General features: G+C 69.4%; 18 protein-coding genes and 1 tRNA gene. 6 read left to right on the top strand and 13 right to left on the bottom strand.

The genetic code is table 11. The features are described from left to right. Positions 1-148 precede the first annotated feature (148 nt). From ACZ6ZQ_RS29275 to ACZ6ZQ_RS29265, 3 genes are read right to left on the bottom strand one after another with little or no spacing between them, the layout of a single operon-like run. Positions 149-361 carry a hypothetical protein gene (locus tag ACZ6ZQ_RS29275; RefSeq protein WP_469771514.1) on the bottom strand — a complete coding sequence of 71 codons (213 nt, stop codon included), beginning with the start codon at positions 359-361 and terminating at the stop codon, positions 149-151. Continuing rightward, complete coding sequence (locus tag ACZ6ZQ_RS29270) at positions 358-522, bottom strand: hypothetical protein (RefSeq protein WP_469771513.1); 165 nt, start codon at positions 520-522, stop codon at positions 358-360. The genes ACZ6ZQ_RS29275 and ACZ6ZQ_RS29270 overlap by 4 nt, the downstream gene beginning before the upstream one ends. Further along, entirely contained in the window at positions 519-713 is a 195-nt protein-coding gene (locus ACZ6ZQ_RS29265) for a hypothetical protein (RefSeq protein ID WP_469771512.1), read from the bottom strand. The genes ACZ6ZQ_RS29270 and ACZ6ZQ_RS29265 overlap by 4 nt, the downstream gene beginning before the upstream one ends. A gap of 142 nt (positions 714-855) precedes the next feature. Between ACZ6ZQ_RS29265 and ACZ6ZQ_RS29260 the strand changes: the two genes are divergently transcribed. The 3 genes from ACZ6ZQ_RS29260 to ACZ6ZQ_RS29250 are packed head-to-tail and all read left to right on the top strand — an operon-like array spanning position 856 to position 2,490. Beyond that, a complete protein-coding gene (locus ACZ6ZQ_RS29260) occupies positions 856-1,116 on the top strand; it encodes a hypothetical protein (RefSeq protein ID WP_469771516.1) in 261 nt (86 codons plus the stop codon). After that, positions 1,088-1,615, top strand: a complete 528-nt coding sequence (locus ACZ6ZQ_RS29255) for a DUF6879 family protein (RefSeq protein ID WP_469771511.1) — start codon at positions 1,088-1,090, stop codon at positions 1,613-1,615. The genes ACZ6ZQ_RS29260 and ACZ6ZQ_RS29255 overlap by 29 nt, the downstream gene beginning before the upstream one ends. A gap of 23 nt (positions 1,616-1,638) precedes the next feature. Then, positions 1,639-2,490: a helix-turn-helix domain-containing protein gene (locus tag ACZ6ZQ_RS29250; RefSeq protein ID WP_469771510.1), complete on the top strand. Its 852-nt coding sequence runs from the start codon at positions 1,639-1,641 to the stop codon at positions 2,488-2,490. 67 nt (positions 2,491-2,557) lie between these two features. Here the strand turns inward: ACZ6ZQ_RS29250 and ACZ6ZQ_RS29245 are convergent, their stop codons facing one another. From ACZ6ZQ_RS29245 to ACZ6ZQ_RS29225, 5 genes are all read right to left on the bottom strand, one after another. Further along, complete coding sequence (locus tag ACZ6ZQ_RS29245; RefSeq protein ID WP_469771509.1) at positions 2,558-2,764, bottom strand: hypothetical protein; 207 nt, start codon at positions 2,762-2,764, stop codon at positions 2,558-2,560. Positions 2,765-2,775: 11 nt separating this feature from the next. Next, positions 2,776-3,030: a hypothetical protein gene (locus ACZ6ZQ_RS29240; protein WP_469771508.1), complete on the bottom strand. Its 255-nt coding sequence runs from the start codon at positions 3,028-3,030 to the stop codon at positions 2,776-2,778. Continuing rightward, positions 3,027-3,254 (bottom strand): hypothetical protein, encoded by a 228-nt coding sequence (locus ACZ6ZQ_RS29235; protein ID WP_469771507.1) that lies wholly within the window; start codon positions 3,252-3,254, stop codon positions 3,027-3,029. The genes ACZ6ZQ_RS29240 and ACZ6ZQ_RS29235 overlap by 4 nt, the downstream gene beginning before the upstream one ends. A 205-nt stretch (positions 3,255-3,459) precedes the next feature. After that, positions 3,460-3,615: a hypothetical protein gene (locus ACZ6ZQ_RS29230; RefSeq protein WP_469771506.1), complete on the bottom strand. Its 156-nt coding sequence runs from the start codon at positions 3,613-3,615 to the stop codon at positions 3,460-3,462. Between the two features lie 58 nt (positions 3,616-3,673). Then, positions 3,674-4,201: a hypothetical protein gene (locus ACZ6ZQ_RS29225; RefSeq protein ID WP_469771505.1), complete on the bottom strand. Its 528-nt coding sequence runs from the start codon at positions 4,199-4,201 to the stop codon at positions 3,674-3,676. A 350-nt stretch (positions 4,202-4,551) separates the two neighbouring features. Here ACZ6ZQ_RS29225 and ACZ6ZQ_RS29220 point away from each other — a divergent pair, with 350 nt between their 5' ends. After that, positions 4,552-4,746 (top strand): helicase associated domain-containing protein, encoded by a 195-nt coding sequence (locus tag ACZ6ZQ_RS29220; protein ID WP_469771504.1) that lies wholly within the window; start codon positions 4,552-4,554, stop codon positions 4,744-4,746. 318 nt (positions 4,747-5,064) lie between these two features. On the opposite strand, the gene ACZ6ZQ_RS29215 is transcribed toward ACZ6ZQ_RS29220, so the two are convergent. The 4 genes from ACZ6ZQ_RS29215 to ACZ6ZQ_RS29200 all read right to left on the bottom strand — a co-directional run bounded on the left by ACZ6ZQ_RS29215 (position 5,065) and on the right by ACZ6ZQ_RS29200 (position 8,106). After that, positions 5,065-5,137 (bottom strand) — tRNA-His (locus tag ACZ6ZQ_RS29215). A 116-nt stretch (positions 5,138-5,253) separates the two neighbouring features. Beyond that, a complete protein-coding gene (orn, locus tag ACZ6ZQ_RS29210) occupies positions 5,254-5,856 on the bottom strand; it encodes an oligoribonuclease (RefSeq protein ID WP_453659551.1) in 603 nt (200 codons plus the stop codon). A 412-nt stretch (positions 5,857-6,268) separates the two neighbouring features. Then, entirely contained in the window at positions 6,269-7,465 is a 1,197-nt protein-coding gene (locus ACZ6ZQ_RS29205; RefSeq protein WP_469771503.1) for a helix-turn-helix domain-containing protein, read from the bottom strand. A 386-nt stretch (positions 7,466-7,851) separates the two neighbouring features. Beyond that, positions 7,852-8,106 (bottom strand): hypothetical protein, encoded by a 255-nt coding sequence (locus ACZ6ZQ_RS29200; RefSeq protein WP_469771502.1) that lies wholly within the window; start codon positions 8,104-8,106, stop codon positions 7,852-7,854. 511 nt (positions 8,107-8,617) lie between these two features. Between ACZ6ZQ_RS29200 and ACZ6ZQ_RS29195 the strand changes: the two genes are divergently transcribed. Together ACZ6ZQ_RS29195 and ACZ6ZQ_RS29190 are read left to right on the top strand one after the other, a co-directional pair. Beyond that, positions 8,618-9,139, top strand: a complete 522-nt coding sequence (locus tag ACZ6ZQ_RS29195) for a universal stress protein (RefSeq protein WP_469771501.1) — start codon at positions 8,618-8,620, stop codon at positions 9,137-9,139. A 168-nt stretch (positions 9,140-9,307) separates the two neighbouring features. Then, a complete protein-coding gene (locus ACZ6ZQ_RS29190; RefSeq protein WP_469771500.1) occupies positions 9,308-9,877 on the top strand; it encodes a GPR1/FUN34/YaaH family transporter in 570 nt (189 codons plus the stop codon). Positions 9,878-10,058: 181 nt separating this feature from the next. On the opposite strand, the gene glmS is transcribed toward ACZ6ZQ_RS29190, so the two are convergent. Further along, complete coding sequence (gene glmS, locus ACZ6ZQ_RS29185; protein WP_469771499.1) at positions 10,059-11,876, bottom strand: glutamine--fructose-6-phosphate transaminase (isomerizing); 1,818 nt, start codon at positions 11,874-11,876, stop codon at positions 10,059-10,061. Between the last annotated feature and the right edge of the window lie 11 nt (positions 11,877-11,887).

The raw sequence follows: 11,887 nt of genomic DNA, 5'->3' as shown, positions 1-11,887 counted from the left end.
TCGGTTGGCCACATGAGCCCCGGGCCGGCCGGACGGGAATCCTGTGACCGGCCGGGGCTGTGGCAGCGGGCGCCTGTACGGCTCGCCATCGGACGTCTCGCTTCACCGCACTACGCGCCCTCACCGACGGGAACGCGCATGCGGGGGCTCATGGGCAGGCCCACACCTCGACATCGAGGACGTGGGCCCCTTGACGGCCGCGGGCCTTGCCTCGGGGCACGGCGCCGGTCGTGAGCGGTTTGCCGCAGGCGACACAGGCCCGCCCGGCGTACTGCTCCCAGCTGAGCGCCTGCGCGGCGGGTATGGGCTGCTCGCGGCAGGAAGTGCGTGTGGCCGTCCTCTCGACGGCGGGCGCGGTCACTGCGGCTCCGGGCCGCGGTTCGGCCAGCGAGCCGGTGTGTAGTAGTCCTCGTGATCGCCCTCGTGCCCCGGGTCGCGAGTGCAGCGCGCACGACCACCCTGGAACGACGCCCAGCAGTAGCCGTTCCACGACTCACCGGTCGTGTCGGGGCGCGGCTTCACGACGGGTCCCGGAGCGGCATGAGGCCGCGCTGCTCACGGCACGGCGCGCACGCGTACAGCGCCACCGGCGGCCCGGACGACCGCTCCCCGTACTGAATCAGCTCGGCCGTCGCCGAGGAGCCCCTGTGCCAGTGACACCAGCCAGGATTCGCCGCGTTGACGGCCGCGGCAAGCCAGATTCCCGTCTGCATGCTCAGACGCTAGAAGCGTCGTGTGCACCGTAGCCAGCAATGTGCACGCATGTACACACGTCTTGTTTGCGCTCTTGACCAGCCATCTGTAACACAGGACGGTGATGTACATCCCTGAACACCACGACGACCGGAGGCGGTCATTGCCCTACAGTTCATCGGGATCGACCCGAACACCGGAGACGGCGAAAGCCCCACCGTGTGGGTCGACCAACAGCAGAAGGAACTCGTTCTCCAAGGATGGAAGCCGAGCCCACAACTCGAAGCGGAATACGCCGCATTCGAGGTACCGGGCCACGCGGTGGGCATCCCCGAGCACGAAACAGTGATCCGGATCCCCGCCAGGATGGTGCACATGATCAGGGAGGCGTGTGATGCCCTTGAGCGTTCCGACGTGGCCTGAACTCCTCGGGTCCGCGACGCGCTCAGCCGTCCACCTGGAGATGCGCGACACCTACGCCGTCGACTATGAGAAGGGCCCTTTCGCCGAATGGCGGGCAGGATTTCGCTACGACCCGGCGGACCGCGCGTCCTGGTGGCGGCCGTGGCTCGACCTGATCCAGGAGACCGCAAGCCGCGGCGTCCTGGTCCGCCGGGCCCGCATCGTGTCCGAACCGGTCAGCGAGTACACCCGGTTCTTGTACGACGGCACGTTCACCAACATCGCGGCCGGCGAACAGGTCCGGTGGCTGCCGCGCCGCCGCGCCTCGGACATCCCGCTCCCCGGCAACGACTTCTGGCTCATCGACGACCGGCTGATCCGGTGGAACCACTTCACCGGCGAGGGCGCCTCGGCGGGCGGAGAAATCAGTGAGGACCCAGCCGCGGCGAAGCTATGCGCCGACGCCTTCGAGGCGGTGTGGGCGCGCGCTGTCCCGCACGACGAGTACAAGATCAGCTAGCGAGAAAGTGTTCAGGCCAGCTCATGCCCATCTCTCCATCCTCGTCGGCGCAGGCAGCCCGCGAAGCCGTCGCGCAGCGCCTGAAAGAACTACGTGCCGATGCTGGGCTCACCGGGCCTGAGCTGGCCGCACACTGCGGCTGGTCCCATCCCAAGACGTACCGGATCGAGGGCGCCCGCACCCCGCCGTCGGCCGACGACATCCGTCGATGGTGCGAGGCGTGCGGTGTGCCCGGGCAGGCCGACGACATCATTGCCCAGTCCCGTACCGCCGAATCGATGTACATGGATTGGCGGCGCAAGGTCCGCACCGGGCTGAAGCAGCTACAGAACAGCTACGTGCGGCTATTCAAGGCGACGCAGCTGTTCCGGGTCTACTCGCCCACCATGGTCCCCGGCCTGCTCCAGACCGAGGGCTACGCGCGCGGACTGATGACCTCGATCACCCGCTTCCGGGACATCCCCAACGACGTCGCCGACGCGGTCGCCGCGCGGCTTGAGCGGTCCCGGATCATCCACCAGCCGGGGCACCGGTTCGCCATGGTCATTGAGGAGCCGGTGCTCTACTACCAGCTGGCGGACAGCGACGCGATGGCCGCACAGCTCGGCTACCTGCTGACCGCCGGTGCTCTCCCACAGGTGTCCCTGGGCATCATCCCCAGCGCGACCACTGAGCGCCCCATATGGCCGCAGGAGCTGTTCCACGTGTACGACGAGACCCTCGTATCCGTCGAGCTGCTCGCGGCCCGTGTCCAGGTTTCTCAGCCGTCCGAGATTGCTATGTACGTGAAGGCGTTCGAGGAGCTGAGGAGCATGGCCGTGTACGGCGCCGAGGCCCGGGCGCTGGTCACGAAGGCGATTGACGCCCTGCACTGACCCCGAACGCACGAAAGGTCCCCTCCCGCGCACGCAGCGCGAGAGGGGACAGGCGGCTGGGCGGGCATCAGCCCAGGGTGTGGATCAGATACCAGGTAGCGAAGCCCAGCCACCCGACAGCGAACACAGCACGACCGGCAGGCGTGCGGACCCGGAACCATGCCCGGGTCCGCTCCGAGAGCGTGTCCCCAGTACGGCCGTTGCGCAGCGCGTACACCTCGAACGCGGCCCCCGCAGCGAGCAGACCGCTCCATACCCAGTGAGCAGACGTCACGGGGCCTCCAGTCAGCGGGCGGTCATCTGGTACAGGGAGAAGACCAGGCCCGCGGCGGCCACGAGCGCGGCGATCGACGGCAGCGGCCAGCGGCCCTTCTCCAGAGCAGACACGCGGCCCTGGAGATCTTCGATGTCCTGCTCTGTCTGGCCGGTCCGCTGGAGTGCCGTATCCAGGCGGCCGTTCAGCGTGGCGAAACCCTCGGCCACCGTGCCGCGCAGTCGCTCCGGCTCGATGGCGACCTGTGTGGACTCGGACGGTGTCACCGGCGGTTCCCGGACAGCCGGCCGACCGTGCAGGGGTCGCCGGCCAGCGAGCCCACCACGGCCTTCTCGACCGACAGAGCGGCCGGGATCGAGGCGATCGCGGCGGCCTTCACCGCAGTGAGGCTGGTGAGGTCGAAGCCGTCCACGAGGAGCAGTCCGAGAAACGTCGTGACGTACGCCGTGCTCCCATCCAGCCGCGTGCATCGGGACCGATCGGCACGCATCAGGACGGCAGTCCTGGGCAGGCGAGCAGCCGAGAGCCCCTGTCTCCGCACGTCGGCGAGACAGGGGCTCTGGTGCAAGCCGGGGCTGAAGCGACCGAGGTGCATTCACCCGCCGGTCGGGGTGCTGCAATGGCATAGGCCCCTGTTCAACGCGCTGTACGGAACGGGGGCTCACCGCTGCGTAGGCCGCCCCGGCGGCTCGGAATCAGACCTCCGGGCCGCCACCCTGCCACTCAATCAGCTCCGGATCATCGATGGCGGTATCTGCCCTCCTGGCCGCGGCGAGTGGAAACTCTTCTCTTTCGACGTCAACATCGAATCCACGCGCGACGTCAAGGGGGTGCTCGAACTCCTCCGGCATCGCTGGCTCGTTACCCTCACCGAGGCGACGCATGCGACGGGCGAACCCCAGTGACCTGTCAGACGGGCGTGCCCGGAATGGGAGTGAACCCGGGGGCACAGGCCGTCGCGATGTTCGCCTCGGTCAGGGGCGTTCCGGACGAGACCGTGCACCGGGCCCGGTGGATCACCCCATCGCCGGCCAGCAGGGTGATGAAGAGGGTGCCGGGGTCCTCCTCGGTAACGGAGACGGCGAGGTCCTCCGTGCACTCCGGAGCCCCGGGGACAAGCTTGAGGTCAATCCAGTCACCAGGATTCCGGAAGTCGTTGAGGTAGGGGTTGCCCCGGCGGTCAGTCGTGGCGCGCAACATCGTTTCGAACGAACCGCTTTCCGAGTCGTCCGCGAGGGCGGAGCCGATGTCGCGCTGCGTGGGCTTGCACCGGTTCCCGTTCCCGTACATGGCTCCGATGCTGTCAGACAGCTCTTGGGCAAGCGTGCTCACCCCCGGGTCGCTGTCCGCGGCCGCGGACGGGACCAAGAGAGTCCCGGCAAGTACGACCCCGGTTACTGCTGAAAGGCCCCTGGCGGCCCAAGCGAGCTTCCTCATACTGGCTTTCCTTTCACGCGTGCGTGGTCCGCCGGTGGTGCTGCAGGGAAGGATCTTGCTCACCTCGACCGGCGTACACTTCGCGCGAACCCGGTGTCCCCTCAAAGAGCTTGCCGAACAAGGAGATGACCTTCGGCCTTTCCCTGCGCGAATCCGTGACGGCCTCATTTCCGACTCGAATATCCCGGCGGGCGCAGCAAGCGAGTGCACGCCACCCCGAGCCGTCACTCAGGTGAGCGTCACCGTGCCCCGGACGGTCCACAGGATGCGGCCGAGGCAATGATCACGGGTCGAAAGGCCGCAGCCGGGCACCTCGACACGCCGAGAACATCGCCCTCGCCCGGGAACTGATGGCCTTCGACGCCCGCGACACAGCCGTCTCCCGCTCCCGCCGCCTCGGACTGGCCGCAGCCCAGGCCTTGCACGGCACCCACGGCCACCTTTTCGTCCCCGCCGGCCACGTCGACCTCACCGGCTACACCCTCGGCACCTTCATTACGGGCATGCGCAACGGCCGACCGCCGAACTCGACGCGATCGGCATGATCTGGGACAAGCACATGCCGCCTGGCGCGCCAGGGCAGCGCCGGCGGGGCCGCGTCGGTCGCCGACGAGCTCGCCAACCCCGCTGAGGAGGCGCCGAGGTCTCCGAATCGCTCGGACTGCTTCTCGCCCGTGCGTCCGCCGCCTCGATCCATCGGAGCTGGTAGGTGACGGCCCGTTCTCCTGGGGGCGCTCTTGGATGTAGCCATGGCGGTGACCATGAGGGGTTTTCCCGGTAGCGGACCCCCATGGGACCCCCCCGTGCTTTGGGGCATGAAGAAGGGCCGGCCTGTTCTCACAGGCCGGCCCTTGATCAATCAGGGTGAGTGACGGGACTTGAACCCGCGACATCCTGGACCACAACCAGGTGCTCTGCCAGCTGAGCTACACCCACCATGACCGGTCGCTTTCCCGACCGGCCGAGAAAAAGTGTACAGGGTCCGAGAGGGTGCTCGCGCCCGCGTTTACGTCCCCCCGTCGCGGGCGCGGTGCACAGGGCACGCCCCAGGCCTACTGCGCGGGCAGGACGTGGCGCGCCGCGATCGACTTCGCGGTGTCCGAGTCGGGGCCGGGCTGCGGGACGAAGATCGCCTCGCGGTAGTAGCGCAGCTCGGCGATGGATTCGCGGATGTCGGCGAGTGCCCGGTGGTTGCCGTTCTTCTCCGGACTGTTGAAGTACGCCCTCGGGTACCAGCGGCGGGCCAGTTCCTTGACCGAGGAGACATCGACGATCCGGTAGTGGAGGTACTCCTCCACCTTCGGCATGTCGCGGAGCAGGAAGCCCCGGTCGGTACCGACCGAGTTCCCGCACAGCGGCGCCTTGCCGGGCTCCTTGACGTGTTCACGTACGTATGCGAGGACCTGCTCCTCGGCGTCGGCGAGCGTCGTGCCGCCCGCGAGCTCGTCGAGGAGGCCCGAGGTGGTGTGCATCTGCCGCACCACCTCGGGCATGGTCTCCAGGGCCGCGTCGGGCGGGCGGATCACGATGTCCACCCCTTCACCGAGCACGTTCAGCTCCGAGTCGGTGACCAGCGCGGCCACCTCGATGAGTGCGTCGTCGGCCAGCGAGAGCCCGGTCATCTCGCAGTCGATCCACACCATGCGATCGTTCATGCGTCCTACCTTAGGCCGACCGGCGATCGGGGGGTGACGTCGCGTGCTGATGGCTTTCGCCCGGCTCCCTCGCTCGCACCCGCCACGTAGCCGGTCCAGGAGGTGTCCGGTGCGGTGGCGTCCGGCGCCGAGGTCCACGGCACAGAGGTCTCCGGTGCGGAGGCGTCCGGTACGGAAGTGTCCGGTGATACGGGAAGTGTCCGGTGGATCGGGCCGGTCAGCGAGACCCGATCCACCGGACACCACACCTAGTGCCCCTCCCGGCAAGCTTTGCCCTGTCGCGCCGCCCGGCACGCACCCTCGCTGCGTTGGCCAAAAGCCCTGGTCGCTCCGCTACAAGGACTTCCGGCCGCCTTGCGATGGCACGCACCGGACGACGCTCCTCGACGGGCAAACATTGCCGGTCGCGGCACTAGGGCGCGCTCCGCTGACCCGGGAGCGCCGGACGGCCCGGGGCATAGGCGTCGGAGCCGGGCTTGCCCGGTTCAGACGGAGCACCGGGCGCCGTCGCCGTTGCCGTGGCGGGCCGCCTCGCCTGCGCGGACGCCTGCTGGGGCACGACCGGCTCCGCCACCGGGGCGGGGCCGGAGTCGCCCTGCGGGCGCCGGGCCCGGTAGGCGGCCCGGTACGCGGCAGGGGACGAGCCCAGCTGGCGGCGGAAGTGGCCACGCAGCGCCACCGGGGAGCGGAAGCCGCAGCGGCCCGCGACCTCGTCGACCGAGTAGTCGGAGGTCTCCAGCAGCCGCTGCGCCTGCAGCACCCGCTGGGTGATCAGCCACTGCAGGGGAGCGCTCCCCGTGAGCGAGCGGAACCTGCGGTCGAAGGTCCGCCTGCTCATGTACGCGCGCGCCGCCAGGGTCTCCACGTCGAACTGCTCGTGAAGATGCTCCAGCGCCCAGGCCACGACCTCGGCGAGCGGGTCGGAGCCGATCTCCTCTGGTAAAGACCTGTCGAGATAGCGCTCCTGCCCGCCACTGCGCCGCGGCGGCACGACCAGCCGGCGGGCCAGCGCCCCGGCGGCCTCGGTGCCGTGGTCCGTCCGCACGATGTGCAGACAGAGATCGATGCCCGCCGCGGTCCCGGCGGAGGTGAGGACGTCGCCGTCGTCGACGAAGAGCTCGCGCGGGTCGACGTGGACCGACGGATAGCGCTTGGCGAGCGTCGGTGCGTACATCCAGTGTGTCGTCGCCGGGCGGCCGTCCAGCAGCCCCGCGGCGGCCAGTACGAAGGCGCCCGTGCAGAGTCCGACGATGCGGGCGCCCTCCTCGTGGGCGCGGCGCAGCGCGTCGAGCGCCTCCGGTGGCGGTGGCGACGTGATGGACCGCCAGGCCGGGACCACGACGGTGCCGGCTCTGCCGATCGCCTCCAGCCCGTACGGCGCGGTGAGTTCGAGGCCGCCGGTGGTCCGCAGCGGTCCGTCCTCGCCGGCGCACACGAGCAGCCTGTAGCGGGGAACTCCGGCGTCCTGGCGGTCGATTCCGAACACCGAGAGTGGGATGGAACTCTCGAAGATGGGGCCGCCGCTGAACAGCAGCACCGCGACGACTTCGCGGCGGCGGCGCCCGGAAAGTTTCCGCGCGGCCTCCGGTGCGGCGGAGTCCTGACTCATGACGCTAAGCCCCCCTCGGTGTTCGCGTCTCCCCGTTCTTGTCGGGCCTGTCGCTCCTGCACGTTTCCCCTCGGTTTTGCACAAGTCCCCAGACTTCGATACTCATGATCGAATCTACTGCGTCCCGTGGTGCCGGCGTGACAAGTTCTCGATCCGGCACATTGTCGACAAGGCAACTTGGCGCGAAGCATTCGATCACGAAGCGTTCCACTCGCGGGCCGCGCAGGGAAGTGCGCATTGCGCGCATGGCCCGTCCCCGTAGGGTGCGAGCGGCCCGTGCGGTCCTTTCTTCCCTGGTGGCAAGGGGGTTCGCGGGCCATTTCGGCAAGGATCGGTCGTGGCCGTGAAGTTGGCTGAAAACATACGGGTGCGTGCGTGCGAACCCGTCAGTCTCTCGGCGCATTTCGTGCGCGCCGGGAACCGCCCCTGCGCGCCCTCGCCCGTACGGGGCGTCCCGCCGCCCGTTCCGACCGGCGCAGCAGCACCCAGCAGGCGGCGGTCACGGCCGCCAGTTCGAGCGCGACGACCGCGGCCCCGCCGACGGATGTGCCGTACACCACGAGCACGACGGGGACCAGGACGCAGCTGAAGGCTGCCCAGCGGACCACGTCGCCAACGGAGTCCGCGGGGGCGTTCGGCATCTCCGCGGGCGTCGTCCGTCCCTGTGGCGGCACGGCGGGTGGAACCCCCCACGGTTCGGCCGCCGGTTCGGCCGGCGTCGCCGGCACCGCCGACCCCGACGCCCTGCGGCTGCCGCGCCACGGTGTCGGGGCGGGGCGCTCCCCCCGCGCGGGGACGGAGGCGCGGGCGGCCGGTGTTGCGGGCACGGAGGCTCCCTGGGGGCGACGGGCGGATCCGTGTGCCAACGAGGAGCGGCTCCTCCGGTCACTGCTGCCGCATCGCCGGCACCGCCGGACAACAGGCGTCACCGGTGAAGCCTGTACGGTGCAGGCGCCATTGCCATACAGAGCGTGCTCGTGCATGCTCCCTGGAACGCAAGCACCCTGGAACGCCGTGAGTAGGGCCGCGAGCTCTGGGCAGGGGAGGAGTGTCGCCGTACCCTTGGGGGTATGGGCTTGGGAAGATGATTCCCGGACACAGCTCCGCCGCCAACCGTCGCCCTCCCATGAGGATCTGAACGCCGAGACACCGATGGCCGGTCACGAATTCCCCGAACCCGCGGACCGCAAGCAGGTCGCCGACTTCCGGTCGGATCTGCAGGCGGCGGAACAGTCACGCCATTCCTGCGATCCCGCCTTCCGGCACGGAGTCGTCGTCGGCTTCGACGGATCGACGTCCAGTGAGCGGGCGCTCGCGTACGCCATCGGCATGGCCAGGCGCTCCGGTTCCGGCCTGATCATCGTGCATGTCGCCAACCGTCTTCCCACGACTGTGTGGGCGGGCTGCGAGCCACCGGTGTTCGTCGACGTACCGGACCATCGCACCGAAGTCCTCGGGCTGGAACTGGCCTGTGCCGACTATCTCTCCGAGGTGCCGTGGATCCTCGTGGAGCGTGGTGGCGACATCTGCCATGAGCTCGAGGAAGTCGGCCGAGAGTATTCGGCGGATGCGATCGTCGTCGGGTCCACGCACGGCATCGTCGGGCGGATTTTCGGCTCCGTGGCCGGCCGGCTGGCACGCCGTGCGCAGCGGCCCGTCATCGTCATCCCGTAACCCTCGCCAGGCCCGCGCGTCACCCCTCGTTCGCCCAGGTCGGGCCGAGATCATAACTTTTTGACGACCGTCAAATCTACTCGTCCGTACAGGTGGATTGTGCGCTTGTGAAGGGTACATAAGGGTGGCTGGGAATCAGCACCAACGCGCGCATGAAGGGAGCCCGCCGTGGACAACGAAGTCTCCGCGGGAAGCGCCACGTCAACCACTCTCGGCCACCTCGCACTGGGCCTGACTCTGCTGGCCTTCGGTATCGGCCACACCGGTGTGATCGACAACGTCGCGGCATCCGACGCCGCGTCACTCGCGACCTGGGTGGGCGGGGTCGCACTGTTCATCGTCGGGTTGCTCGAGTTCCGTTCGGGCAACGGCGGTACGGGTACGGCCTTCGCGGGCCTCGGCGCCTTCTGGTTCACCTGGGGCACCGGCGTCGGCACGGAGGTCTCGGCGGAGGCCGCGGGACTCTTCCTGCTGCTGTTCGCGCTGCTGGCACTCACTCTCACCGCCGCCTCCGGGGGCAGTGGGCTCTTCGGTCAGGGCGTGTACGGGCTGCTGTGCGTCTCGATGCTGCTTCTCGCCATCGCGTCTCTCGCGGGGAACGACGGCCTCGCGAAGGCCGGCGGCTGGGTCGGCGCGGTCGCGGGCCTCGCGGCCTGGTACGGCGCCACGGCGGCGCTGGCGCACTGGCCCACCTTCACCGGGCGCGCTGCCGGCCGGGGGGTGACGGCCACCGGCTGAGCGGCCACAGGCCGGCGTGAGGGCGACGCCGGCGGCGAAAAGGGCGACCCCCTCTGCGCGCTGGTGGCGTGCGCAGAGGGGGTCGTTCCCCCCTTTGCGCCTGAGCCGGCGCCGCTCTCGCGGACGTGGCTGCTCGCCGAGGGGGTCGCTCAATTGTCGCTGGCGCCGTCGCGGGCGGGACCTACTCCACCGTGACGGACTTGGCCAGGTTGCGCGGCTTGTCGATGTCCCGGCCGAGGGCCAGGGCCGTGTGGTACGCGAGGAGCTGGAGCGGGATGCCCATGAGGATCGGGTCCAGCTCGTCCTCGTTCTTCGGGACCAGGATGGTGTGGTCGGCCTTCTCCTGCTCCTGGTGCGCGACCGCGAGGATCTTGCCGCTGCGGGCCTTGATCTCCTCCAGCGCGGCGCGGTTCTTCTCCAGCAGGTCGTCGTTCGGGACGATGGCGACCGTCGGCAGCGCCGGCTCGATGAGCGCCAGCGGGCCGTGCTTCAGCTCGGAGGCCGGGTAGGCCTCGGCGTGGATGTAGGAGATCTCCTTGAGCTTCAGGGAGGCCTCGAGCGCCACCGGGTAGCCGCGGACCCGGCCGATGAACATCATCGACTTGGCGTCGGCGTACTCGGCCGCCAGCTTCTTGATCTCGTCCTCGGACTCGAGGATCTCCGAGATCTGCGCGGGCAGCTTGCGCAGGCCCTCGATGATCCGCTTGCCGTCGGCGACCGACAGGTCGCGGATACGGCCCAGGTGCAGCGCGAGCAGCGCGAAGGCGACCACGGTGTTCGTGAAGCACTTCGTCGAGACGACGCAGACCTCGGGGCCGGCGTGCACGTACACGCCGCCGTCCGTCTCGCGTGCGATCGCGGAGCCGACCACGTTGACCACGCCCAGGACGCGCGCGCCCTTGCGCTTGAGCTCCTGGACGGCGGCGAGCACGTCGTACGTCTCACCGGACTGCGAGACGGCGATGTAGAGGGTGTCGGGGTCCACGACCGGGTTGCGGTAGCGGAACTCGGAGGCCGGCTCGGAGTCCGCGGGGATACGGGCCAGGGACTCGATGAGCCCGGCGCCGATCAGACCCGCGTGGTACGAGGTGCCGCAGCCGAGGATCTTGACGCGGCGGATGCCGCGGGCCTCGCGGGCGTCCAGGTTCAGACCGCCCAGGTGCACGGTGGAGAACCGGTCGTCGATGCGGCCGCGCAGCACGCGGTCCACGGCGTCCGGCTGCTCGGAGATCTCCTTGTGCATGTACGTGTCGTGGCCGCCCATGTCGTACGAGGCGGCCTCCCACTCGACGGTCTCGGGGGTGGCGGTGGTCGTCGTGCCGCTGGTGGTGTACGTCCGGAAGTCGTCGGCCTTCAGGGTGGCCATCTCGCCGTCGTTCAGGGTGACGACCTGGCGGGTGTGGGCGATCAGCGCGGCGATGTCGGAGGCGACGAGCATCTCCTTCTCGCCGATGCCGAGGATGACGGGGGAGCCGTTGCGGGCGACCACGATGCGGTCGCTGAAGTCGGCGTGCATGACGGCGATGCCGTAGGTGCCCTCGATGACCTTGAGCGCCTCGCGTACCTTCTCCTCCAGGGTCTCGGCCTGGGAGCGGGCCACCAGGTGGGTGATCACCTCGGTGTCGGTCTCCGAGACGAAGACGACGCCGTCGGCCTCCAGCTTGGCGCGCAGCTCGACGGCGTTGTCGACGATGCCGTTGTGGACGACGGCGACCTTGTTCTCGGGGTCCAGGTGCGGGTGCGAGTTGGTGTCGCTCGGGGCGCCGTGGGTGGCCCAGCGGGTGTGGGCGATGCCGGTGGTGCCGGTGAAGCGCTTGGGGACCCGGGCCTCCAGGTCACGGACGCGGCCCTTGGCCTTGACCATCTTCAGGCCGGGGGCCTTCGGACTGGTGATCACCATGCCCGCGGAGTCGTAACCCCGGTACTCCAGCCGCGCCAGGCCTTCCAGCAGCAGCGGCGCGACATCCCGCTTCCCGATGTAACCGACAATTCCGCACATAGAGCTATGCC

It is taken from the genome of Streptomyces sp. NPDC053673 (genome assembly GCF_055585225.1).
Note: the sequence above shows the minus strand (reverse complement) of the source record. Positions and strands in the feature narration are given on the sequence as shown.